This is a genomic window from Pseudomonas sp. CFII68 (genome assembly GCF_000416195.1).
Taxonomy (GTDB): Bacteria; Pseudomonadota; Gammaproteobacteria; order Pseudomonadales; family Pseudomonadaceae; genus Aquipseudomonas; species Aquipseudomonas kilonensis.
On sequence record NZ_ATLN01000067.1, the window covers coordinates 1 to 22808 of the forward strand.

The following is a 22808-nucleotide window of genomic DNA, read 5'->3' on the forward strand; positions in this document are numbered from 1 at the left end:
CTGGCGTCGGGCCAGGCCGGGGTGCCCATCGGCCCGGAGCTGGTGCCGACGCTGTTTCGCGTGTGCCGCCACAGCATGCGCGCGGCAAGGTTCGACCCGCCGCCGTTCCTCGGCAACATGACCTACCTGCGCTGCCTGGAGCAGCAGTCGTTCGGCATCACCGGCGGCGTTGGCCACCTGGCAGCACCGTTCTGGGAAGACGCGTGCCTGGGGCGGTTCGACTTGATCGACGTGCCCGGCAACCACTTCAGTGTGATCGAACCGCCCCACGTCCACATCGTCACCGCGCACCTGCTGGACGCCCTTCGGAAAAACTCATGAGCACCGCCCTGGAGACCCTGAAACGCCCGGTCAACCGCCTGATCCGTATTGGCGTGGTGTTTGCCGCGGTCGGCGCGCTGGTCAACCTGGTGCCCTTTATCGGTCTGACCGAGCTGGGTCGGTTGCTGCTGGCCGGCAGCGTCGACACCCAGGCCTTGTGGCGCTGGGCAGCGCTGGTGGTGATCGCCTTGAGCCTGGGTTGGATGGCCAACGGCGTGGCCCTGTGGTTGACCCATCTGGCGGACCACCGCCTGCAGGCCAGCCTGCGCGAAGCCATGGTGCGCAAGCTGGGGCGCGTGCCCCTGGGCTGGTACACCGACACCACCTCGGGCGCGGTGCGCAAAGTGGTGCAGGACGATCTGGAAGACCTGCATCACCTGGTCGCCCACCACGCGGTGGAACTCACCGCGGCCATCGTCACGCCCGTGGCGGGGCTGGTGTGGCTGGTCACGCTGAACTGGCGCCTGGCGCTGCTGGCGGTGCTGACCTTGCCGGTGTATGCCGTGGCCTACGCCCTGATGATGCGCGGCTTCGGCGCGAAGATGCAGTTGCTGGACAAGAGCATGAGCCGAGTCAGCGCCGCCATCGTCGAGTTTGTCCACGGCATTGCCGTGGTCAAGGCATTCGGGCAGGTGGGCCAGGCTCATCGCAGCTATCAGCAGGCGGTCAACCAGTTCAGCGAGCAATACGCCGGCTGGGTCAAACCGCTGCTGCGCCTGGAAGCGTTTTCCTCGATGGCCTTGAGTGTCCCGGTGATTCTGTTGGTGAGCCTGGGGGTGGGCAGCCTGTTGCTGGCCGAAGGCTGGATCACGCCGCTGCAATTGTTCGCCGAAACCTTGGTGGCGGTGGTGATTCCGCAGTCGCTGTTGGTGATCAATCAGAGCCTCACCGCCCAACGCACCGCCTTGGCAGCTGCCGACCGCATCGAAGCGCTGCTCAAGGTCGAAGAACTGCCCGCGCCCAACGAGGGCAAGCAGCCTTTGGGCAGCGACATCACCTTTGAACACGTGCAATTTGGCTACGATCCCGAGCACCCGATCCTGAACGGCGTTGACCTGCACTGCCCGGCCGGCAGCGTGACGGCCTTGGTTGGCGCGTCCGGCGCGGGCAAATCGACCCTGGCCAAACTGGTGCCGCGCTTTCACGACGTCAACGCTGGCTGCGTGCGAGTCGGTGGTGTCGACGTGCGCAAGATCGATCCGCGCCAGCTGTACCGGCAGGTCGGTTTCGTCTTGCAGGACGCGCAACTGGTGCACGGGACCGTGGCCGATAACCTGCGCCTGGGCCGCCCCGACGCCAGCGATGCAGAAATGGAGGCGGCGGCTCGCTCGGCGCAGATTCACCCACGCATCCAGGCCCTGCCCCGGGGCTATCAGTCGGTGATCGGCGAGGATGCGATTTTCTCCGGCGGTGAAGCACAACGCCTGTCCATCGCCCGCACGCTGTTGGCCGACACGCCCGTGCTGATCCTCGACGAGGCCACCTCCCACGCCGACCCCGAATCCGAGGCGTTGATCCAGGACGCCCTGTCGGCCCTGGCCCGGGGTCGCACGGTGCTGGTGATTGCGCACCGTCTGGCCAGCATCCGCGGTGTGGACCAGATCGTCGTCCTCGATCAGGGCCGTGTGCTGGAAAGCGGTCGTCACGAAGCCCTGCTTCAGGCCAACGGCGCCTATGCCCACCTCTGGCGCGCCGGCGCCAAGACCTCCGTTCCCGAGTTGGAGATGTCCCAGTGATCCACAGTCTTGTCACGTTACTGGGGCCGGCTCACGCCACACGCCTCTATCGATACCTCGCGTGGCTGGTGACCAGCGCCGTGCTGCAAGGGCTGGCCGTCGCGTTGCTGGTGCCGATCCTGCACGCGTTGTTTGCCGGTGATCTACCCACGGCGACGGCTTGGCTGGCCGGCCTGGCGGCGATGGCCGTGCTGACCTGCTTTGCCCATTACCAGCAGGCGATGAAGGGCTTTGCCCTCGCGCTGGTTGTGTTGACCACTTTGCATGATCGCCTCGGCCAACACCTGGCCAGCCTGCCCCTGGGCTGGTTCAACTCGGAGAAAGTCGGGCGCCTGTCGCGCAGTGCCACCAGCGGCACGTTGATGGTCACCGGTTTGTTTGCCCATTACCTCGGACCGGTGGTGTCCGGGGTGGTGGTACCGGCCACGGTCGCCCTGACCTTGTTCATCTTCGACTGGCGCCTGGGCCTGACCGCCGTGTTCTGCGCGCCGCTGATCTATTTCGCCCATCACGGGTCGGCCGCTGCCATTGGCCGTAACGATGCCCGGGTCGAAGCCGCCGCGACCCTCGCCGGTAACCGCGTGGTGGAGTTCGCCCGCTACCAGCAAGTGCTGCGCGCCTTTGGCCGGACCCAGGAGGGCTACGCGCCCTTGCAGGCGGCCAACCTGGCGCAGAAACAGGCCGGCGGTTCGATGTTGGCCCAGACCTTTCCCAAATTGCTCGCCGGCGGCCTGACCGTGCAACTGGCCTTCGCGCTGCTAGTGGGCGTGGGCATCGCCCTGGCTGTCCGAGGCGAAATCGACGCCATCCAACTGATCGCCCTGCTCGCCCTGGCGGCACGCTTTGTCGGGCCACTGGCCGAGGCGGCGGCGCGCAGCGGCCTGTTGCGCATGGCCGGCAATGACCTCGACCAACTGGTCGGCATCCTGCGCGAGTCGCCATTGCCGCAACCCCCGGTCAGTCAGCCGTTGACCGCCCCCGGCAGCTTTGCCTTCGAACACGTCAGCTTCGCCTACGCCAGCGGCCCGACGGTGCTGCGCGACCTGACCTTCACTGCAGCGGCCCATTCGATGACGGCGATTGTCGGCGCCTCGGGCTCGGGCAAGACCACCGTCACGCGCCTGCTCATGCGTTTTTTCGATGCGACCGAGGGCCGCGTCAAGGTCGGCGGTGTCGATGTACGCGAACTGTCCAACGAAACCTTGATGGCGCAACTGTCGCTGGTGATGCAGGACGTCTACCTGTTCGACGACAGCCTCGAAGCCAACATCCGTGTCGGCAGGCCGGACGCCACTGCGCAGCAGGTGGCTGAAGCGGCGCGACTGGCCGGCGTCGATGAAATTGTCGCGCGCCTGCCCCAGGGCTGGCACACCCCGGTGGGCGAAGGCGGCGCGGCACTGTCCGGTGGCGAACGCCAGCGGGTGTCCCTGGCCAGGGCCTTGCTCAAACGCGCCCCGATCGTGCTGCTGGATGAAGCCACCGCCGCCCTGGATCCGCACAACGAAGCCTTTGTGCAGACGGCCATTCGTAGCCTGAAGCAAAGCTCGACGGTATTGGTCATCGCCCATCGCCTGCCAACCATCATGGCCGCCGACCAGATTCTGGTGCTGGATGAAGGTCGTCTGGTGGAAGCTGGTACACACCCGCAACTGCTGGCCCTCGACGGGCGTTACGGCGGTTTTTGGCGTGACCGCCAGCGCGCCGGTGGCTGGCGCCTGAATGCGCAGGCCCAACCATGCTGATCGGTGTGCTGGGTGCCAGTGGCGATGTCGGGCTGGCCAGTGCTCGGGCGTTGTTGAGCTTGGGCGTGAACGAGCTGCGCCTGGGCGGGCGTGACCCACGCAACGGTGCGCGCTGCCTGGCATCGCTCCAGCAGCAATGGCCCGACGCACACCTGCAATGGACAGCGGTGGACTTCAATGATGCCCCGGCCCTGGCCGGGTTCGCCGGTGGCTGCGACGTGCTGCTCAACTGCGCCGGCCCCTCCTGGCAATTGGCGGACCGTGCCGCCCAGGCGGCGCTGCAAACCCATGCGCATTACGTGGATGCTGCCGGTGACATGACGCTCGAACCGAGCCAGTGGCGCAACCGTTGTGCCGTCCTCGGTGCCGGCCTGCAACCGGGGCTCACCGGTTTGCTGCCGCGTTGGCTGGCCGAGCAGGCATTTACCCAGGTCCTGGGCCTGACCAGCTATTTCGGCCTGCGTGACCAATTCACCGCGGTGGCCGCCGACGACTTCCTGCAAGGGGCGGTGGATGGCACCAGCGAGCCCCTGGCGGCCTGGTACAACGGCCGCTGCAGTAGAGCGCTGCGCCGCAGCCGGGACGTGCTGCTGCCCTGCTTCCCCGGCCAGGTTCACTTACTGCCCTATTTGAATCAGGAAGGCGAACGCCTGGCCATGGACCTGCGCCTGAATGTCGGCCATTGGTTCAACGTGATCACCGACGGACATGTGCTCAAGGCGCTGGACCTGGCCCACAGCCTGCCACGTATCGAAGCCGTGCAGCGATTGTGCGAGGCCAGCCGGCTGGACCTCAGCGGCCAGCCCCCCTTCGTCACGTTGCTGCTGCAACTCGACGGGCTGTGGGACGACCAGGCGCGCACCCGCAGCCTGGTGCTCAGCGGCGCAGGCAACGCGGCGCTGACCGGTGCAATGGCCGCTGCCACGGTGGTCAGCGTAGCGAGCGATGAAATCCGTGCCGGCTGCCATTACGCCGCTCAGGCGTTGCCGCCCGCCGCCAGCCTCGAACGCCTGCAACGCACCTCGGCGATCCGTGCGTTGAACCTGCTGGACGGTCCGCTCGATCACTTGCATACCGTTGAAGAAGGCTGCCTATGAACATCGCCCTGAATGAACTTGAACACGTGAGCCTGGGGGTGATGGCCCAGGTACTGCTGCACACCCAGGCCTTGCCGTTGCAGGTCTGGCGCAGCGCCGGGCAAATCAACCAGGCCTTGGGCACGGCCCCCCGCCATGCCTGGATTGTGCGGCGCTGGCTGGCGGCCCTGAGCCGTGCCGGTGCGCTGTGCGAAGACGCTGAACGCCTCGCCTGGCAAGGCACGCCACCCAAAGCCACAGTCGAAAACTTGCCCCGGCTATACGCCGAACTGGGCTTCCCGACCAGCATGGCGCCCCTGCACAGCCAGGTCATCGACTGCCTGCCCGACCTGTTGCGCGATCAACTCGCCCTGGCGCCGTTGCTGTTGCAAACGGGTGACCCCGTCGCGGTGCTGGGTGCCTACCAGCACAACCTGTTCACCACGGCGATCAATCAGGCCCTCGCCGCACGTGCAGCCGAAGTCAGTGCCCACGGCGATCGGCTGCTGGTGCTGGAGTTGGGCGCTGGCGCCGCCTGCACCACCCACGCCGTGCTGGCCGCGCTGCAAGCACGCAAGAAGAGCTATCGCTTCACCGACATCAGCTCGCTTTTCAGCGGCGCGGCCCAGCGCCAGTTTCGCCTGGAGCCGGGGATGCACTTCGGCTTGCTCGACCTGGACCGCGACTTCGCCCAGCAAGGCATCGAGGCGCGCAGTCAGGACTTGGTGGTCGCCGGCAATGTGCTGCACAACGCCCGCGATTTGCCCCGCAGCCTCGGGCAGATTCGCGCCTGCCTGCGGGACGGCGGGAGCTTGTTGTTCAGTGAGTCCATCGCGGACAACCCGGCCATGTTGACCTTCATGCACCTGCTGCTGTCACCGCCCGCCAATGCGCCGTTACGCGGTACGGATGAGGTGTTCATGACGCCCGATGCATGGCACCAGGCCCTGCAGAGCCAGGGTTTCCAGTTGCTTGAGGTATGGCCCGCGGCAACCGACCCGCTGGCGGCCGCCGGGCAGCGCTTGTTTCACGCCATAGGAGTTTCATGATGACGCTGAACGTTGACACCCTGCTGATCGACCTGCCCGTCGGCACGTTCCCATGGCATTTGCCTGCCCTGACCGACCTGGGCATTCATCAACGCTCCCCGGCTCGTCTGTTGGCCGTCATCGAACGCCAGCGCCCCGCCGTGGCGGTGATGAACGCCGAACAGCTGGAACGGCTGCTGGACTTTCCCGCCCTGCCTTTGACCGACCTGAGCCACCTGGAACAGGTGTTGTTCGTCACGGCGCAACCGGGCGACTGGCAACTCGCCGAGCGGGCGGCGGCGCAGCTCAATTGCAGCGTCCAGGGATTTACCGATGCTCTTGGGCAATGGCGCGACCTGGCCAGCGTCAAGCTCGAGCAGCAACGCTGGCGCGAGCGAGCCCTTGGGCACCCCGCGGTGAGCAGCGTCGCGCTGCACGGCCAGACCTTGTTCGCTGTGCCTCACCCTTGTGAGACAGGATGGGTTGAGGACTACCTGGATGCCACTGAAGCGGCCCTCGACCGGCAGTTTTCCACCGAGCGACTTGTTGAAGCGGTACGGCTCAATGATCGGTTGGGCCACGCCGCGTTGCTGTCGATGCTCAACGGTCTGGACCATTGCGGCCTGCTGCCGGCACCGGTGAACGATGTGGCCCAGGGTCTGGCTCACGCGGGCATCGCGCCGGGTCACCGGTCGCTGATCGCACGCTGGCTGGACGTGCTGCAAGGGCAAGATCTGTTGCGCCGCGAAGGCACCCGATTGCATCCCACCCTTGACGCCAGTGCCTGGAGCGACGCCGCCCTGGAGGGCATCTGGGCGCAGTTGACCCTGGACTGGGCGTGCAACACCGGCGGCAGCGGCACTCTCGAATATGCGCAGGAGAATGCGCGCCAATTGCCGGCGCTGATGCGCGGCGACTGTGCGGCGGTGCACCTGTTGTTTCCCGAGGGGCGTACCGACCGAGCGGCGGCGTTGTACCGCGAAAGCCTGGCGGCGCAGTACCAGCACCGTGCGGTAGCCCACTGGGTCGGCGCCTGGGCCGCACGCCAACCGGCCGGCATGCGGTTGCGCGTGCTTGAAGTCGGCGCCGGCACCGGGTCGACCACCCAGGCCGTGCTACCGGCCTTGGCCGAGGCTTCGGTGGACTACCTGTGCACCGACGTGTCGCGCTATTTCAGCGAGCAGGCCGCCGAGCGTTTGCAGGCCTGGCCGTGGGTCCGCCATGGCGTGTTCGACATCGATCGCCCCGCCCTCGCCCAGGGTTACCGCAGCCAGAGCTGGGACCTGATCGTCGCCGGTGGCGTGCTCAATGCCGCCCGCGATACCGAGCGCTCCCTGGCGACCCTGCTCGCCTTGCTCAAGCCGGGCGGCTGGCTGGTATTCAGCGAACCCACGCAGGAGGAATTCTGGGTGATGGCCTCCCAGGCCTTCATGCTCAACCAGGCCAACGATGAACGTCAGCTCAGCAGCGCCACCTTCCTGAACCTCACGCAGTGGCAAACCGCACTGGCCAGGACCGGGTTCCAGGGCAACCGTAGCCTGCCCGCCGCCGGGCACCCACTGGCGTGCCTGGGCCATCGTGTCTTCGTCACCCAGGTGCCCGCCCATCGCCTGAGCCGCGCCGCATTGGCCGCGCACCTGGAAGAGCCCGCCTTGGCCCTCGAGCTGCCCGACCAGTTACCCGACAACCACACGCTGGCCCTGTGGGCTCGCCTGCCGGAGACCTGCTCATGAACGGTGCCCCGGCGCGCAAACGTGTGATCGTGGCCGGCACCGCGTTCGGCCGCATCTACCTGCAAGCCCTGGCCCGCGCCCATGACCGCTACGAACTGGTGGGCATCCTGTCCCGCGGCAATGCCTATTCCAAGGCCTGCGCCGAACAGTATGGGGTGACGCTGTACGAGACCGTCGAACAGGTGCCGGATGAGGTCGATATCGCCTGCGTGGTGGTGCGCTCCGGGGCAACCGGTGGCGCCGGCGGTGACTTGGCCCAACAATTTCTACGCCGTGGCATCCACGTGTTGCAGGAACACCCGGTGCACCACCGCGAAATCGCCGCGTGCATGCAGGCCGCGCGCCAGGGCCAGGCCGCCTATGCGGTGAATACGCTGTACCCGAATATCCTGGCGATCCGCCGCTTTCTCGCCGTGGCCGCTTACCTGCGCGATCGACAGGGGTTGGCGTATATCGAAGCCGCTTGCAACAGCCAGGTGGCCTACCCGTTACTGGATATTCTCGGGCGCCTGGCCGGTGGTCTGCGGCCCTGGGTGTTCGCGGCACCGGCCCCTACGGTCACAGAGCAACCCTTCACGCGGCTCGACGCCCGCTTCAACGGCGTACCGATCAGCTTGCGGGTGCAGAACCAGGTGCACCCCAAGGACCCGGACAACCACTCGTTCCTGTTGCATCGCCTCGAAGTCGGTTGTGAAGCCGGGGTGCTGAGCCTGGGCGACACCCACGGCCCGGTGCTGTGGAACCCGCGCCTGCACGCCTTAAGGGACAGCACCGACCGCCTGATCATGGCCGGTCCCGGCAGCGAGCGGCTGGCCGGGCCGACGATGGTGCTGCTCGATCCGCAGGTGCCCAAGAGCTACCAGCAGGTGTTCAACCAGGTCTGGCCCGACGCGGTCAGCGTCGCCCTGGACGAGTTATGCCGCGACATCGACGAGCCGTCGCGGCGCCTGCGCAGCGGCGTCTGGGCCACCGAGGTGTCCATGGCCTGGCGCGAAATGAACAACCGGATCGGCATGCCCGCCTTGATTGAGCCGCCCGTGCCCCGCCCGCTGCCGCTGGCTGAACTTCAGGCCCTGGCCGACGCCGTGCAACCCCCTTGCGGTGACGCCACCGCCCAACTGCTCGGAGCGCTGCCGTTTTGAACACTGCTCAATCCTCCTCCACCTGCAGCCATGTGTTGCTATGGGTGCGCAACTTGCACCAGGCCGTGGCGAATTTTCGTGCCGCCGGTTTCGAGGTCACCTACGCCACTGCCGAGGCCCGCGCGCAACACGCGCATATCTGGTTCAGCCAGGGGCCGATCATCGAATTGCTCACCACACCGCGTCACGCCTGGCTATTCAAGTGGCCCATCGACTGCCTGGCCGGCCGTGGCGCCGGGCGCCGGATGTTGCGCTGGGCCGCCCAGGGCGAAGGGTTCTGCGACCTGGCGCTGCTATGCGAGACCCCCGCCCTGGCGCCGCGCCTCAAGGGCCTGACGGGCTGCGGCGTGGCCATGGGCCGGACGGTGAACTGGCGGCGTACCTGCGCTGATGGCCGCCAGACGCGCTTTCGTTTCGTCTACCCCCGCCACTACCGCCTGCCCTTCCTGGTCACGCCCTATGAGCCGGCCCAGCATCCGCCCCGAATGATTCATCCCAACGGCGCAACGGGCTTGGCGGCGATCCACCTGGGCGTACATCCCGCCGACCACTCCGCCCTCAGCCTGCTGACCGGTGACGACCCGTTGCTGCGTATCCAGCCGGCCGAATACACCGGCGTACAGGCGGTGCGAATCGCCGGCCTGGCGCACCCGCTGATTCTGCACGGCGCCCGTTTGCTGGGTTGCCCGACCGCTCAAGGAGATTGCCATGCTTGATGGATGCACCGACTGGCCCGACGACTTTATCCGCCGTTATCGCGAACTCGGCTACTGGCAAGGCGTGCCGTTGGGCCAATTGCTGCGCGAGCAGGCGCAGCGCACACCGCACAAGGAGGCGCTGGTGGACGGGCATCGGCGCTGGCGTTACGCCGAACTCGACCTGCAAGCCGACCGCTTGGCCGCCGGCCTCGCCGACCGGGGCCTGCGCGCCGGCCAGCGGGTGCTGGTGCAACTGCCGAACATCGCCGAGTTTTTCAGCCTGACTTTCGCCCTGTTGCGCCTGGGCGTGATTCCGGTGTTCGCCCTGCCGGCCCATCGCGAACATGAACTGCTCCACTTGGCCCAACTGAGCCAGGCCGTGGCCTATGTGATTGTCGATCGGCACCTGGGCTTCGATTATCGGCCGCTGGCGCGCACCCTATGTGAACAGGCGCCGAGCCTGCAACAGGTCTGGGTGGTCGGGGCGGCCGAGGAATTCGTGTCTCTGGCCGACTGCGTTGCTGACCCTCGTCCACTGTCCGCGCCAGACTCACGGGAAGTCGCCGTGCTGCTGCTGTCCGGCGGCACCACCGGCCTGCCCAAGTTGATCCCGCGCACCCATGACGATTACGCCTGCAATGCGCGCCTGGCAGCCCGCGCGTGCGGCTTCGACAGCCACACCCGCTACCTGGCGGCGTTGCCCGTGGCGCACAACTTTCCCCTGGCCTCACCCGGTGCACTCGGGGTGTTCAGTGTCGGCGCTACCCTCGTGTTGGCGCCGGAACCCAGCCCCGACACCACCTTCGAACTGATCGAGGCCGAACGCATCACCCACACCGCTTTGATCCCGCCGCTGGTGCTGCTGTGGCTGGAAATGGCGCAATGGTCCGACCACGACCTGAGCAGCCTGCAATGGCTGCAAGTCGGCGGCGCGCGGCTCAAGGCCGAGATCGCCGCACGTATCGGTCCGGCCCTGGGCTGTGGCCTGCAACAGGTGTACGGCATGGCCGAAGGGTTGCTGTGCTTCACCCCACTGGATGACCCGCAAGCACGCATCTTCGAAACCCAGGGCCTGCCGCTGACCGCCGACGACGAGATCCGCATCGTCGACGCCGATGACGTACCGGTTGCACCAGGCGCCGTGGGCGAACTGCTGGTGCGTGGCCCCTACACCATTCGCGGTTACTACAACGCCGGCGAACAGAATCTGCGCGCCTTCACCGCCGATGGCTTCTACCGCAGCGGCGACCTGGTGCGGCGTCTGCCCGAGGGCCATTTGATCGTCGAGGGGCGGACCAAGGATGTGATCAACCGCGGCGGCGAGAAAATTCCGGTGGAGGAAATCGAAAATCTGCTGCTGGGCCATCCGTTGATTCGCGATGTAGCCCTGGTGGCCTTGGCCGATGAGCTGCTGGGTGAGCGCAGTTGCGCCTGTGTGTTGGCCCACGCCGAACACGTCGAGCTGGGAGCGATCAACGCCTGGCTGCGCGAGCGTGGACTGGCCGCCTACAAATTGCCGGATCGCTTGCAGGTGCTGCGCGAGTTCCCGCTGACGCGCCTGGGCAAGGTCAACCGCAAGGCCCTGGCGGAACAGGTGCACGCCTTATGAGTGGTGAAATATCCCCGTGGTTGCGCGTGCTACGTGAAGGAGAACACGCCCGGGCCCGCCTGGTGTGCCTGCCACATGCCGGAGGCAGTGCGAGCTTTTTTCGCCCGTGGCTGGCGCATCTGCCGGGGGATATCGACCTCCTGGCCGTGCAGTATCCCGGACGTGAAGAGCGGTTCAACGAAACACATATTCGGTGTCTGGCCAGTCTGGCCGAACGTATTACCCAGGCGCTGTTGAGTTTGCCCACCGGCCCGCTGTGGCTGTTTGGTCACAGCATGGGCGCGGCGCTGGCCTACGCCGTCGGTGTGCATCTGGAGGCGGCGGGCGTCGGTGCCGAACATGTGTTTGTCTCGGCCCATCCGCCACCGCACCGACAACCATCCAGTGACCTGCACCGCCAGGACGACGACGCGCTGATCGCCGACATTCTGCGCCAGGACGCCGAGGCCACCGGCCTATGGGCCAACCCGCAGCTGCGCGCACTGTTCCTGCCTACCTTGCGCAGTGACTACCAGGCCATCGAAACCTGGCGCCCCACCCGGCTCGACCGTTTGGCGGCGCCGATCGACGTGCTGCTGGCTCGCGAAGACACGGACGTCAGCCTTGAGCAGGCCCACGCCTGGGCAGACCTGAGCGAGCACGTCCCGGATATTCGCCTGTTCGACGGCGATCATTTTTACCTCAAGCAACAGCCACGCCCCGTGATCCATCACCTGCTGCAACGCACGGCCTACCTTCAAGGAGACTTGGTATGAAAACCCCGGAACACTGCACCGGCCTGCCGGACATTCGTCACGCCATCGACACCCTCGACCGGCAGATCGTCGATGCCCTGGGGCTGCGTATGCAATACGTCAAGGCGGCCTCGTCGTTCAAGCCCGACCAGGCCAGTATTGCCGCACCGGACCGCGTCGCGGCGATGTTGCCACAGCGCCGGCGATGGGCGCAGGAGGTTGGGTTGGACGGTGAATTCATCGAGGGCCTGTTCAACCAGATCATCCATTGGTACATCGCGGAACAAACGGCGTTCTGGCTGCAAAAAAAGAGCGAAGCGGTATGAACGAAGCCACCTTATTGAACGTGTTCGACGCCGCGCACCAGCTCGCGCTGAAGTACCAGCGCCCCGTCGTCGCCGTGAGCTCGCGCCCCGCACCGACCCTCGATCCCTTGGCACTCTACGAGGCGCACCGGCAAGGCTTCTTCTGGTGCGCTCACTCGCCGGACCTGACACTGTTCGGCCTGGGTTGCGCCTGGCAGATCGAAGCCGCGGGGGGCCAGCGCTTGGCCGACGTCAACCATCAATGGTTCGCGTTGTGTGCCGACGCGGTGATCGACGGTCCCCATCCACCGCTGCTGCTGGGCGGCATGCGTTTCGACGCGCAGCAACCTTGTACGCCGCATTGGGCGCCGTTTGCCGATGCCAGTTTTCACCTGGCCCAATGGTTGCTCAGCGAGGACAGCCATGGCCGCTGGCTGCGTTGCCAATGCGTGGTAGAACCCGGCAGCGATCCAGCCGTACTGGCGCACAACAGTCTTGCCGCTTACCAACAGTTTTTCGCGCCTCAACACTCCCCTGCGTCGGCCCCCCAGGTGATCGAACACAACGCATTGCCAGCGCCGCAGTGGCAGGCCAAAGTCGCCAACGCCTTGCAGGCCATCGATCGCGGCTACCTGAGCAAAGTGGTGCTTGCCCGCCATATCGAATATCAGTTGGACACCGCCCTCGACAGCGGCGCCGTCATGCGCCGGCTGCACGACCGGCGTAACCAATCCCACCTGTTCGCCCTGCACCGGGGAGACAGTTGTTTCATGGGCGCCACCCCGGAGCGACTGCTCAGTTGCCAGGAAGGCCGCCTGAGCACCCATGCCCTCGCCGGTAGCGCTCGTCGCGCCCCAACGCCCGAAGAAGACCAGCAACTGGGCACAGGCTTGTTAGCGGACCCCAAGGAACTGCACGAACACCAATTGGTGGTGCAGACCATCCTGCAAGGCTTGAGTGGCATCGTCAGCGAACTGCAAGCGCAAACCCGCCCCGAACTGCTGAAACTGGCCACGGTGCAGCATTTGAGCACCCCCATCAGCGCCCGACTTGAAGAGGGGCGCAGCTTGCTGGACGGCATCCAGGCCTTGCACCCCACCCCAGCCGTAGGAGGTTTGCCAGGTGCCGCCGCCATGAGCTTCATTCGGCGTCACGAAGGTTTTGATCGGGGCTGGTATGCGGCGCCCGTGGGCTGGCTGGACGCAAGGGGCAACGGAGATTTCCTGGTGGCCCTGCGTTCGGCACTGATTACGCCCCGGCATTGCCATTTGTTTGCAGGCTGCGGGATTGTTCACGGATCTCGACCGGCCGATGAGTATGAGGAAACTCAAATCAAGCTGGCCAGCATGGAGCAAGCATTACACCTCTTCTCAGGCTAACGGAGCACCACCGCAATGTGCCTTGCGTGAACCGCACAGAGCGCCTCTTTTCAGAGACGCTTCGCTTTCGCCAGATCCGCAATCAGAAAATCCCTGAAGGCACACACCGCTGCCGGTAGATTGCGCCCCGCCATGCTTTGCAGTTCGATGCGGCGTGCCTGCATGCCTTCGTCAAGGATCGGCACGCATTGCAGGACCCCGTCCGCCACCTGCTTTTGCAAGGTCATTTCGCTGGCCAGGCTGATAACGCCTTCTTCGCGAACGAAGCTATAGAGCGCGGCAACGTAGTTGGTGGTCAACACCGGGTCGAACAACAACCCCTGTACACCGCAACAGATGTCGAATAGCTGCCGTATCGTGGTGTCGGCCTTGGGTAACGCAATGGGCCAGGGCTGCAGCTCAGCGAGGCTGACCGCTTCACGCCCGGCCAAGGGATGGGAATTGGCGACCACGGCAAAAATCGCCCCGCTCAGGACATGTTCGACCTTGATTTCCTTTTGCGGCGTCAGGCTGAAGGTCATCGCCAGATCGGCTTCGCCGGAACGCACCTTCTCGGTCGCTTCGGCCGGCGCACAGACCTCCAAGGTGAAATGAATGCCCTGATACTCACGCCTGAACGCGCTGATGCTCCTGGGCATGTACTCCAGTGCAAAGCCTTCCGAGCAGGCAACGTGCACATGGCCCCGCTGCAAGCCATGCAGCTCGGTAATCTCCAGCACCACCTGCTCGGCCTCAAGCTGCGACTTGCGCGCATAAGCCGCCAGTCGCGCCCCCGCCTCGCTGAGCACCATGCCCCGGGCACGACGCTCGAACAGGCTGGCATCCAGGGCCAACTCAAGCTTGGCAATCTGTCGGCTCACTGCTGACGCGGCGACATTCAAGCGCACGGAGGCATCGCTGATCGATCCGCATCGCGCGACTTCCAGAAAATAACGCAGTGCCGTGGACTGCACACCATACAGTTGCATCGGCGCCCCCATGGATTGCCTTTTCGGCAACGTAAGTATCGAAATTTTATTCTTGTGGCATTGATAGCCTTTCCCTACATTCGTGTCCAGACCAAAAAAACATGACCTGACCTTCTCTTCCTCCTTTACGCATTTGCGATTCGCTGCCCTTTGATTCAACCACTCTCGCCAACGGAGACGACGGCATGGGCATCAAAGGTTTCGCCTGCAGTATTGCGCTGATGGGCTTCATCAGCAGTTTTCCGGCGCATGCCGGTAAAGCCAACGACACCCTGGTTTACGCTTCCGACAGCGAGCCTGAAAACATCAGCCCCTATCACAACGATTTGCGCGAAGGGGTGATTCTCGGCCGGCTGATCTGGGACAACCTGATCTACCGCGACCCCAGCAGCGGCGAATACAAACCCATGTTGGCCACTCGCTGGAAGCAGGTCGACGACACCACCCTCGACTTTGAGCTGCGCAAAGGCGTCAAATTTCACAACGGCGACACCTTCACCGCCGACGACGTGGTGTTCACCCTCAACTACGTGGTGTCGCCCGAAGCGAAAGTCGTTACCGTGCAAAACGTAGACTGGATCAAGAGCGCCGAAAAAACCGGTGACTACAGCGTCCGCCTGCATTTGAAAAAACCTTTCCCTCCGGCACTGGAATACCTGTCCAACGCCGTTCCGATGTTCCCCAAGCAGTACTTCGAGAAGGTCGGCCTGGCTGAATTCAGCCGCAAACCGGTGGGTACCGGGCCGTATAAAACCGTGTCGGTGGTGGCTGGCGAAGGTGTGACCATGGAGATCAACAAGGACTACTTTCCGGACAGCCCACAAGGCAAGCCGCATATCGGCCACCTGAAGTTCCGGGTGATTCCGGATGCAGAAACCCGCCTGGCCGAGTTGATGACCGAGGGTGTCGACTGGACGTGGCGTGTGACCCCGGACCAGGCAGTCGACCTTAAAGGTATGCCGAACCTGACCGTGACCAGCGGCGAAACCATGCGCATCGGCTTCCTGATTCTCGATGCGCGAGGCACCTCCACGGAAAACTCGCCGATGAAGCAGCTCAAGGTGCGTCAGGCCATCAACCATGCGATCAACCGCAACGCGCTGGCCACGCAATTGGTGGGCGGCGAAGCCAAGCCCTTGCAGGTGGCCTGTTATCCAGGCCAGTTCGGCTGTGATACCACCGCGGCCACGGTCTACAACTACGACCCGGCCAAGGCCAAGGCGCTGCTCGCCGAAGCCGGTTACCCCAATGGCTTCGAGACAGAAATCTTCGCTTATCGCGACCGTGATTACGTCGAAGCCATCATTGGCAACCTGCGGGCCGTGGGCATCAACGCCAAGCTGCGCTACTTGAAGTACGCCGCCCTGCGCGATCAGCAACGTGGCGGCAAGGTGCCGATGTCGTTTCAGGCCTGGGGCTCGTTCTCGATCCTCGACACCTCGGCGTCGGCGGGCACCTGGTTCAAGGGCAATCCGGACGACAACATCAAAGACCCGCAAGTCCAGGGCTGGTTGCAGACCGCTGACAACGCCCTCGACCCGCAATTGCGCAAGGACAACTACCGCAAGGCGTTGCAGCGCATCAGCGAACAGGCGTACTGGGCGCCGCTGTTCAACTACTCGATGAACTACGCCTACACCTCCGAGCTGGCGTTCACGTCGTACCCGGATGAGCTGCCGCGTTTCGTTCAGTCCAGCTGGAAGTAATCCGCCACCGAGCGGATTGATCGAGAGGTGCCGTGGCTGCGGACTGACCCGCACCACGGACACGTCCTCACACCTGTCATCCATTGGATATGAGGAAACTTGCCATGCTTGGATTCCTTCTGCGCCGTCTAGGCATCGCCATTTGCGTTGCCATTACCGTGTCGGTGATCAGCTTTTCTCTTTTGCACCTGTCCGGCGACCTGGCCACGGCCATTGGCGGGCCGGAAGCCACCAGCGAGCAGATCGAACAGATCCGCGTGCAGTACGGTTTGAACAAACCGCTACCGACCCAGTACTTCAACTGGCTGGGCGATTTGTTGCGGCTGGACCTGGGCAACTCGTTTTTCTTTCAGGAGTCGGTCTACAACCTCGTCGCCAGCCGCTTGCCGATTACCCTCGGGTTAGGTGCCATGGCGCTGGCTATCGCCTTGCTGGTGGCGATTCCACTGGGTGTGCTGGCCGCGGTCAAACGCGACACCTGGGTTGACCGATTGGCCTTGAGCATCGCCGTGCTGGGTCAGGCAATGCCCAGTTTCTGGTTTGCGCTGATGTTGATCGTAGTGTTCGCGGTGACGCTCAAGTGGCTGCCGGTGTCCGGCAACTCGACGATGCTGCACTTCGTCATGCCGGCCATTGCCTTGGGCTATTACGCGACGCCGGCAATCATGCGTCTGACCCGTGCCGGCATGCTTGATGTGCTCAGTTCCGATTACATCCGCACCGCCCGCGCCAAGGGCCTGCGCCCGGCCCGCGTGTTGTTCAAGCACGCACTGCGCAACGCCCTGATCCCGGTCGTCGCCCTGGCGGCGGTGGAGTTTGGCTTCATGCTCGGCGGTTCGGTAGTGATCGAAACCGTGTTCTCCCTGCAAGGTATCGGACAGCTCGCCTGGGACGCCATCGCCCGTGATGACTTTCCGGTGGTACAGGCCGTGGTCCTGCTGATTGCGGTGATCTACATCATCCTCACCTTGCTGGCCGATGTGCTCAACGCACTGCTCGACCCGCGCATTCGCGTGCGCTAGGAGGCTTACATGAGCACCCCCACTACCCTCGCGATCAATGACTACCTGCCACCCCCCAGCAGCCTGAGCCGAGTACTTGGCAAGAGCTTTCGTCATCGTGGTTTCGCCATCGGCACGGTGTTGTTGCTGATCATCTTCACGGGGGCACTCTTCGCGCCGTGGCTGGCCCCTTATGACCCTTACGCACAAGACGTGATGCTGCGTATGAAGCCGCCGGTATGGATGGCCAACGGCACCTGGGAATACGTCCTGGGAACCGACAAGCTGGGCCGTGATTACCTGTCACGACTGCTCTACGGCGCACGTATTTCACTGTTCATCGGCATTGCGGCGGCGCTTATTTCCGGCTTTATCGGCACCGTCATGGGGCTGTTGGCGGGTTACTACGGCGGCAAGGTCGATGCGTTCATCAGCTACCTGATCACCACCCGGCTGGCGATGCCGGTCGTGATGGTCGCACTGGCCTCGGCCTCGCTGATGGGCGGCTCGCTGAAAGTGGTGATTGTGCTGCTCGGCTGCCTGCTCTGGGATCGCTTCGCGGTGGTGGTCAGGGCTTCGGTGCAACAGATTCGCGATGCTGAATATGTGGCCTCGGCCCAGGCGCTGGGCTGCTCGACCCTGCGCATTCTGGTCAGCGAAATCCTGCCCAATCTGGTCGGCGCGCTGATCGTCGTCGCAACGCTGGAAATGGCCCACGCGATCCTGCTGGAGTCGGCACTGTCGTTCCTCGGGGTGGGTGTGCAGCCGCCGACGCCGTCCTGGGGCTTGATGATCGCCGAAGGCAAACCCTACATGTTCTTTTCCCCGTGGGTCATCGCCATTCCCGGTGTCGCCCTGATGATCCTGGTGCTGGGCATCAACCTGGTCGGCGATGGCCTGCGCGATCTGATCCTGCCCGACGGCCGTAACTGATAGAAGGTACCTAACATGGCACTACTCCATGTAGAAAACCTGCGCGTGGATATCCCCATGGGCAACAGCCCAACGCCGGATGACACGCTGCATGCTGTGCGCGGCCTGAACTTTGAAGTCGAGCGCGGTGAAATGCTGTGCATCGTCGGCGAGTCGGGCTGCGGTAAATCCTTGACGTCGCTGGCGCTGATGGACCTGTTGCCACGCAAGGCCAAACGTACTGCGTCCCGACTGACGCTGGACGGTATCGACATGATCGGCCAGAGCGAACGGCACATGTGCGACCTGCGCGGCAATCGCCTGGCGATGATCTTCCAGGAACCGATGACCTCGCTGAACCCGGCCTACAGCATTGGCGATCAACTCAGCGAAGTGCTGACCCGGCATCGCAAGGTGTCGCGCAAGGAGGCCCTGGTTCGCGCCGGGCGGATGCTGGAGAAAGTCGGCATCAGCAATGCCACCGAGCGCTTGCGGCAGTATCCGCATCAACTGTCTGGCGGTTTGCGCCAGCGGGTAATCATTGCCATGGCGTTGATGTGCGAACCGGACCTGATCATCGCCGATGAACCAACCACGGCACTGGACGTGACCATTCAAGCGCAGATCCTGCGCTTGATCCGCGACATTCAGAAAGAACTCGGCCTGGCGGTGATCTTCATCACCCACGACCTTGGGCTGGTGGCACGGATCGCCGATCGGGTCGCCGTGATGTATGCCGGGGAAATCGTTGAAACCGCCCCTGCCCTGCAACTGTTCGAGAACCCGCAGCATCCGTACACCCGTGGTCTGCTGGCCAGCATTCCAATCCCTGGCCGGACCAAACCGGGTGAGGCGCTGGGTTCGATTCCAGGCCTGGTGCCGAGCCTGGTAGGCGAACAGCAAGGTTGTGCGTTCCGCAATCGTTGCGCTCAGGCGATACCGACCTGCGCGCAGAACATCCCCGAAGTCGAACAGGACGGACACATGGCGCGCTGCCTGTTCGCCGCACCGGCCCCGGCACCGATTCGCCTTCAGGAGCGTGCACGGTCATGAAAAAAGACATCGCTTTGGAGCTGTGTGACATCCGCCGCGAGTTTCGGATCAACCAGGGCTTTTTCAAACCCGCCGCCACCCTGAAAGCCGTAGATGGCGTTTCCCTGCGCCTGATGCGGGGCGAGACCCTCGGTCTGGTCGGTGAGTCCGGTTGCGGAAAAAGTACCCTGGCCAAGCTACTGCTCGGTCTGCTGCCGCCTACCAGCGGCGATGTGCTGGTCAACGGCAAACATCTGGCGGCGACTGATCGCAAGGCAATGTCCCGGCACATTCAGCCGATATTCCAGGACCCGTATTCCTCGCTGAACCCACGCAAGACACTGCGCGAAATCATTACCCTGCCGCTGATCGTGCATGACATCGGCAACCCCGCCGAGCGGCGCAAGAAGACCGAAGCGATGCTTGATGTGGTCGGCCTGCCCAAGCGGGTGATCGACAGCTACCCGAGCCAGCTGTCCGGCGGACAACGCCAGCGAGTCGCGATCGCACGAGCGCTGATCATGCGCCCTGACGTGTTGATCTGCGACGAGCCCACCTCAGCACTGGATGTGTCGGTGCAGGCGCAGATTCTCAACCTGCTGCAAGACCTCAAGCGCGAGTTCGGCCTGACCTATCTGCTGATCAGCCACAACCTCGCGGTCATCGAACACCTCGCCGATCGGGTCGCGGTGATGTACCTGGGGCGCATCGTCGAAGAACGTACGCGCGAATCGTTGTTCGCCGAACCCGGCCACCCTTATACCCGTGCCTTGCTGGATTCGGTGCTCACGCCCGATCCGCGCCTGGGCATTCCCGATATCGGCCTGCACGGCACCTTTCCCAATCCGATGTCACCGCCGTCCGGTTGCGCCTTCCACCCGCGCTGCCCGAGCTGCTTCGCACCGTGCAAAACGGCCTACCCGGCCAATGATTCCATTATCGGCGGCAACGTGCGTTGCCACCTTCACGACAATCCTGCCCAAACACTGGAGCTTGTCCACTCATGAGTCGTTCATTGGCCATCAGCAACACCACAGAGCAATTCGACAACGGCGCCTTTTTCAATCTGCTCGAACGTAGCGTCGCCTTGCCCACCGAAAGCCAGGCAACGGACAGCCAGCCCGAGTTGTATCGCTATCTCAATGACTTCATCACCCCGCATGTCAAGGCCATGGGCTTCAGCGTCAAGATCTATGACAACCCGGTGGCAGAGCGTGGTCCCTTCATGATCGCCACACGCATTGAGCATCCAGAACTGCCGACCGTACTGAGCTACGGCCACGGAGATGTGGTGCGCGGCTATGAAGCGCAATGGCGTGAAGGCCTGTCACCGTGGCAAGTCACGGTCGAAGGCGATCGCTGGTACGGCCGCGGCACGGCGGACAACAAAGGCCAGCACCTGATCAACCTGACCGCGCTGGAACAAACGCTCAAGGCTCGCGACGGCCAGCTGGGCTTTAACGTCAAACTGCTGCTGGAAATGGGCGAAGAAGAAGGTTCGCCGGGCTTGAACGCGTTCTGTGCCGCCCACAGCGAAGAGCTCGCGGCGGATGTTTTCATCGCCTCGGACGGCCCGCGCCTGGCGGCATCCCGACCGACGATTTTTCTCGGTTCACGCGGGGTGTTCAACTTCGAGCTGGTAGTCAATTTGCGCGAAGGCGCCCATCACTCTGGCAACTGGGGCGGCTTGCTGGCCAACCCTGGCATCATTCTGGCCAATGCCATCGCTAGCATGATCGATGAGCAGGGCCGGGTGAAGGTGGCCGGCCTGCAGCCCGAAACACTGCCGGAGCCGGTTCGCCAGGCGCTGGCTGATATTGACGTGGGTGGCGGGCCGGGCGATCCGGACATCGACGCCAACTGGGGTAACCCGCAGCTCTCGCTGAGCGAAAAAGTGTTCGGCTGGAACACCCTCGACGTCATCGCCTTCAAGACCGGCAACCCCGACGCCCCCGTGCATGCGATCCCTGGTAAAGCCAACGCCCACTGCCATATCCGCTTCGTGGTGAACAGCGACTACACGACCTTTATCCCAGCTGTGCGTGCCCACCTGGATGCTCATGGCTTCAGCAATGTCGAGGTCAAGCAAAGCCGCATCGATGTGATGCACGCCACTCGACTGGACCCGCAAAGCCCGTGGGTCAATTGGGCCCTCAGCTCCTTGACACAGACCACCGGCAAAAAACCTGCGCTGCTGCCAAACCTCGGGGGCTCGCTGCCCAACGACGTGTTCGCGGACGTGCTCGGCCTGCCAACATTGTGGGTGCCGCACTCGTACCCGGCCTGCTCGCAACATGCGCCGAACGAGCACCTGCTGGCACCGGTGGTCAAGGAAAGCCTGCAAATCATGGCCGGTCTGTTCTGGGACCTGGGCAACGACGCGGCACGCCTGACCCAGGAGCATCAGTTGCGGGAGCAGGCGCAATGAGCGCCACGCCACAACAGGCGCTGGACTGGCTTGCCGGCCAGCGCCACGCCATGGAAGCGCTGCTGCAGCGTATCGTCGACACCGACTCCAACAGCTATGACAAGGCGGGCGTCGACGCGGTGGGCGCGCTGCTCGCGGCGGAACTGGAAGCCGACGGCATCCTGCTCAAGCGCATGCCGGTCGATGGTTTTGGCGACGTGATGTTCGCCGAAGTGCCTGGCGCCTCTGGAAAGCCGGTGCTGTTGCTGGGCCATCGCGACACGGTGTTCCCCAAAGGCACCACCACGACGCGCGGCTACAGCCGCGACGCCAACCTCGCCTATGGCCCCGGCGTCGCCGACATGAAAGGCGGCCTGGTGCTCAATTGCTTCGCGCTCAAGGCTCTCAAACGCGCCGGTCAGTTGCCCTATCCGGTGCAGGTCCTTTACACCGGAGACGAAGAAATCGGCTCCGGCAGCGCCAGAACCCATATCGAAAAAGCCGCCCGTGGCGCGCGTGCCGTGCTCAATACCGAACCCGGCCGGGCCAGCGGCAACGTGGTCAGCGCACGCAAAGGCGGCGCCACGCTGATCATCGAAGTCAGCGGCCGCGCGGCGCATGCCGGGGTCAACCATGCCGACGGCGCCAGTGCCATCGAAGCCCTGGCACGCAAGATCGTCAAGCTGCATGCCTTGACCGATTACGCGGCAGGCATCACGACCAATGTTGGCCTGATAGCCGGTGGCACCTCCAGCAACACCGTCGCGCCTAGCGCCTCTGCCCGGCTGGATGTGCGCTTCATCGAACTCGAGCACTGGGATCAAATCCTTAGCGCAATCCTGGGCATCGTCGCGGAAGAAGAGCTGAGTGGCACCCGCGCCCTCCTCAAGGAGGCGACAACCTTTCTGCCGATGGAGGCCTGTCACAGCGAACGGCTGCTGCGCATCTACCAACAAGAAGCACTGGCGCTGGGTTTCAGTGTCGAGGGCGAGTTCACCGGTGGTTGTGCCGACTCTGGATTCACTGCCAGCCTGGGTATTCCGACCCTGTGTGGTCTTGGGCCGGTGGGGGGTAAGGTTCATACCGAGCGTGAGTATCTGGAACTGGACACGCTGGTGCCTCGGGCTCTGGCGTTGGTGGCGACTATTCTGGCTGTTGGCTAGGGCAGTTGAGGCTTTTTTTGGGGAAGAATCTATTTGCGTTTTTCTGGATGGGTGGTGTGTATATCCGTTTTTTTGGTAACGGCGACTGGCGGTTCCGCTCTTACAGCGGCTCACTT

Annotated in this window: 20 protein-coding genes; 19 read left to right on the forward strand and 1 reads right to left on the reverse strand. The window is 64.1% G+C overall.

The window, feature by feature from the left end; translation table 11 throughout:
- From CFII68_RS27675 to CFII68_RS17010, 12 genes are all read left to right on the forward strand, one after another.
- Positions 1-321: hypothetical protein (locus CFII68_RS27675; RefSeq protein WP_033062586.1), on the forward strand; the 321-nt coding region annotated here is incomplete at its 5' end.
- Positions 318-2057 carry an ABC transporter ATP-binding protein gene (locus CFII68_RS17060; protein WP_018605319.1) on the forward strand — a complete coding sequence of 580 codons (1740 nt, stop codon included), beginning with the start codon at positions 318-320 and terminating at the stop codon, positions 2055-2057. The genes CFII68_RS27675 and CFII68_RS17060, both read left to right, overlap by 4 nt.
- Entirely contained in the window at positions 2054-3799 is a 1746-nt protein-coding gene (locus CFII68_RS17055; RefSeq protein WP_018605321.1) for an ABC transporter ATP-binding protein, read from the forward strand. The genes CFII68_RS17060 and CFII68_RS17055 overlap by 4 nt, the downstream gene beginning before the upstream one ends.
- Positions 3793-4896: a saccharopine dehydrogenase NADP-binding domain-containing protein gene (locus CFII68_RS17050; protein WP_018605323.1), complete on the forward strand. Its 1104-nt coding sequence runs from the start codon at positions 3793-3795 to the stop codon at positions 4894-4896. The genes CFII68_RS17055 and CFII68_RS17050 overlap by 7 nt, the downstream gene beginning before the upstream one ends.
- Positions 4893-5924, forward strand: a complete 1032-nt coding sequence (locus tag CFII68_RS17045; RefSeq protein WP_018605325.1) for a class I SAM-dependent methyltransferase — start codon at positions 4893-4895, stop codon at positions 5922-5924. Before CFII68_RS17050 ends, CFII68_RS17045 begins: the two co-directional genes overlap by 4 nt.
- Entirely contained in the window at positions 5924-7636 is a 1713-nt protein-coding gene (locus CFII68_RS17040; protein ID WP_018605327.1) for a class I SAM-dependent methyltransferase, read from the forward strand. The genes CFII68_RS17045 and CFII68_RS17040 overlap by 1 nt, the downstream gene beginning before the upstream one ends.
- Entirely contained in the window at positions 7633-8778 is a 1146-nt protein-coding gene (locus CFII68_RS17035) for a Gfo/Idh/MocA family oxidoreductase (RefSeq protein ID WP_018605330.1), read from the forward strand. Before CFII68_RS17040 ends, CFII68_RS17035 begins: the two co-directional genes overlap by 4 nt.
- Positions 8775-9494, forward strand: a complete 720-nt coding sequence (locus CFII68_RS17030) for a VOC family protein (RefSeq protein ID WP_018605332.1) — start codon at positions 8775-8777, stop codon at positions 9492-9494. Before CFII68_RS17035 ends, CFII68_RS17030 begins: the two co-directional genes overlap by 4 nt.
- Positions 9487-11085, forward strand: coding sequence for a (2,3-dihydroxybenzoyl)adenylate synthase (locus tag CFII68_RS17025; protein ID WP_018605334.1), 1599 nt, complete (start codon positions 9487-9489; stop codon positions 11083-11085). The genes CFII68_RS17030 and CFII68_RS17025 overlap by 8 nt, the downstream gene beginning before the upstream one ends.
- Positions 11082-11840, forward strand: coding sequence for a thioesterase II family protein (locus CFII68_RS17020; RefSeq protein ID WP_018605336.1), 759 nt, complete (start codon positions 11082-11084; stop codon positions 11838-11840). The genes CFII68_RS17025 and CFII68_RS17020 overlap by 4 nt, the downstream gene beginning before the upstream one ends.
- Positions 11837-12145, forward strand: a complete 309-nt coding sequence (locus tag CFII68_RS17015) for an isochorismate lyase (protein ID WP_018605337.1) — start codon at positions 11837-11839, stop codon at positions 12143-12145. The genes CFII68_RS17020 and CFII68_RS17015 overlap by 4 nt, the downstream gene beginning before the upstream one ends.
- Entirely contained in the window at positions 12142-13503 is a 1362-nt protein-coding gene (locus CFII68_RS17010; protein ID WP_018605339.1) for an isochorismate synthase, read from the forward strand. Before CFII68_RS17015 ends, CFII68_RS17010 begins: the two co-directional genes overlap by 4 nt.
- A 50-nt stretch (positions 13504-13553) precedes the next feature.
- Here CFII68_RS17010 and CFII68_RS17005 read toward each other — a convergent pair whose 3' ends face one another.
- Positions 13554-14471, reverse strand: a complete 918-nt coding sequence (locus CFII68_RS17005) for a LysR substrate-binding domain-containing protein (RefSeq protein WP_018605341.1) — start codon at positions 14469-14471, stop codon at positions 13554-13556.
- A 185-nt stretch (positions 14472-14656) separates the two neighbouring features.
- On the opposite strand from CFII68_RS17005, the gene CFII68_RS17000 reads away from it, so the two are divergent.
- The 7 genes from CFII68_RS17000 (at position 14657) to CFII68_RS16970 (ending at position 22692) form a co-directional block, all read left to right on the forward strand.
- Positions 14657-16177, forward strand: a complete 1521-nt coding sequence (locus tag CFII68_RS17000; protein WP_018605343.1) for an ABC transporter substrate-binding protein — start codon at positions 14657-14659, stop codon at positions 16175-16177.
- Positions 16178-16281: 104 nt separating this feature from the next.
- Positions 16282-17199 carry an ABC transporter permease gene (locus CFII68_RS16995; protein WP_014338929.1) on the forward strand — a complete coding sequence of 306 codons (918 nt, stop codon included), beginning with the start codon at positions 16282-16284 and terminating at the stop codon, positions 17197-17199.
- 9 nt (positions 17200-17208) lie between these two features.
- Positions 17209-18111, forward strand: coding sequence for an ABC transporter permease (locus CFII68_RS16990; protein WP_014338928.1), 903 nt, complete (start codon positions 17209-17211; stop codon positions 18109-18111).
- 15 nt (positions 18112-18126) lie between these two features.
- Entirely contained in the window at positions 18127-19143 is a 1017-nt protein-coding gene (locus tag CFII68_RS16985) for an ABC transporter ATP-binding protein (RefSeq protein ID WP_033062587.1), read from the forward strand.
- A complete protein-coding gene (locus tag CFII68_RS16980) occupies positions 19140-20129 on the forward strand; it encodes an ABC transporter ATP-binding protein (RefSeq protein WP_018605350.1) in 990 nt (329 codons plus the stop codon). The genes CFII68_RS16985 and CFII68_RS16980 overlap by 4 nt, the downstream gene beginning before the upstream one ends.
- Positions 20126-21550: a M20 family metallopeptidase gene (locus tag CFII68_RS16975; protein WP_018605352.1), complete on the forward strand. Its 1425-nt coding sequence runs from the start codon at positions 20126-20128 to the stop codon at positions 21548-21550. Before CFII68_RS16980 ends, CFII68_RS16975 begins: the two co-directional genes overlap by 4 nt.
- Entirely contained in the window at positions 21547-22692 is a 1146-nt protein-coding gene (locus CFII68_RS16970) for a M20 family metallopeptidase (protein ID WP_018605354.1), read from the forward strand. The genes CFII68_RS16975 and CFII68_RS16970 overlap by 4 nt, the downstream gene beginning before the upstream one ends.
- Positions 22693-22808 lie beyond the last annotated feature (116 nt).

What these genes read in the sequence shown, in the direction of transcription:
- CFII68_RS17045 (WP_018605325.1), top strand. Translation starts at nt 4,893, where the DNA reads ATGAACATCGCCCTGAATGAACTTGAACACGTGAGCCTGGGGGTGATG.
- CFII68_RS17050 (WP_018605323.1), top strand. Translation starts at nt 3,793, where the DNA reads ATGCTGATCGGTGTGCTGGGTGCCAGTGGCGATGTCGGGCTGGCCAGT.
- CFII68_RS16985 (WP_033062587.1), top strand. Translation starts at nt 18,127, where the DNA reads ATGGCACTACTCCATGTAGAAAACCTGCGCGTGGATATCCCCATGGGC.
- CFII68_RS17015 (WP_018605337.1), top strand. Translation starts at nt 11,837, where the DNA reads ATGAAAACCCCGGAACACTGCACCGGCCTGCCGGACATTCGTCACGCC.
- CFII68_RS17000 (WP_018605343.1), top strand. Translation starts at nt 14,657, where the DNA reads ATGGGCATCAAAGGTTTCGCCTGCAGTATTGCGCTGATGGGCTTCATC.
- CFII68_RS16990 (WP_014338928.1), top strand. Translation starts at nt 17,209, where the DNA reads ATGAGCACCCCCACTACCCTCGCGATCAATGACTACCTGCCACCCCCC.
- CFII68_RS17025 (WP_018605334.1), top strand. Translation starts at nt 9,487, where the DNA reads ATGCTTGATGGATGCACCGACTGGCCCGACGACTTTATCCGCCGTTAT.
- CFII68_RS17005 (WP_018605341.1), bottom strand. Translation starts at nt 14,471, where the DNA reads ATGCAACTGTATGGTGTGCAGTCCACGGCACTGCGTTATTTTCTGGAA.
- CFII68_RS17010 (WP_018605339.1), top strand. Translation starts at nt 12,142, where the DNA reads ATGAACGAAGCCACCTTATTGAACGTGTTCGACGCCGCGCACCAGCTC.
- CFII68_RS17040 (WP_018605327.1), top strand. Translation starts at nt 5,924, where the DNA reads ATGACGCTGAACGTTGACACCCTGCTGATCGACCTGCCCGTCGGCACG.
- CFII68_RS17060 (WP_018605319.1), top strand. Translation starts at nt 318, where the DNA reads ATGAGCACCGCCCTGGAGACCCTGAAACGCCCGGTCAACCGCCTGATC.
- CFII68_RS17020 (WP_018605336.1), top strand. Translation starts at nt 11,082, where the DNA reads ATGAGTGGTGAAATATCCCCGTGGTTGCGCGTGCTACGTGAAGGAGAA.
- CFII68_RS16980 (WP_018605350.1), top strand. Translation starts at nt 19,140, where the DNA reads ATGAAAAAAGACATCGCTTTGGAGCTGTGTGACATCCGCCGCGAGTTT.
- CFII68_RS17035 (WP_018605330.1), top strand. Translation starts at nt 7,633, where the DNA reads ATGAACGGTGCCCCGGCGCGCAAACGTGTGATCGTGGCCGGCACCGCG.
- CFII68_RS16995 (WP_014338929.1), top strand. Translation starts at nt 16,282, where the DNA reads ATGCTTGGATTCCTTCTGCGCCGTCTAGGCATCGCCATTTGCGTTGCC.
- CFII68_RS16975 (WP_018605352.1), top strand. Translation starts at nt 20,126, where the DNA reads ATGAGTCGTTCATTGGCCATCAGCAACACCACAGAGCAATTCGACAAC.
- CFII68_RS16970 (WP_018605354.1), top strand. Translation starts at nt 21,547, where the DNA reads ATGAGCGCCACGCCACAACAGGCGCTGGACTGGCTTGCCGGCCAGCGC.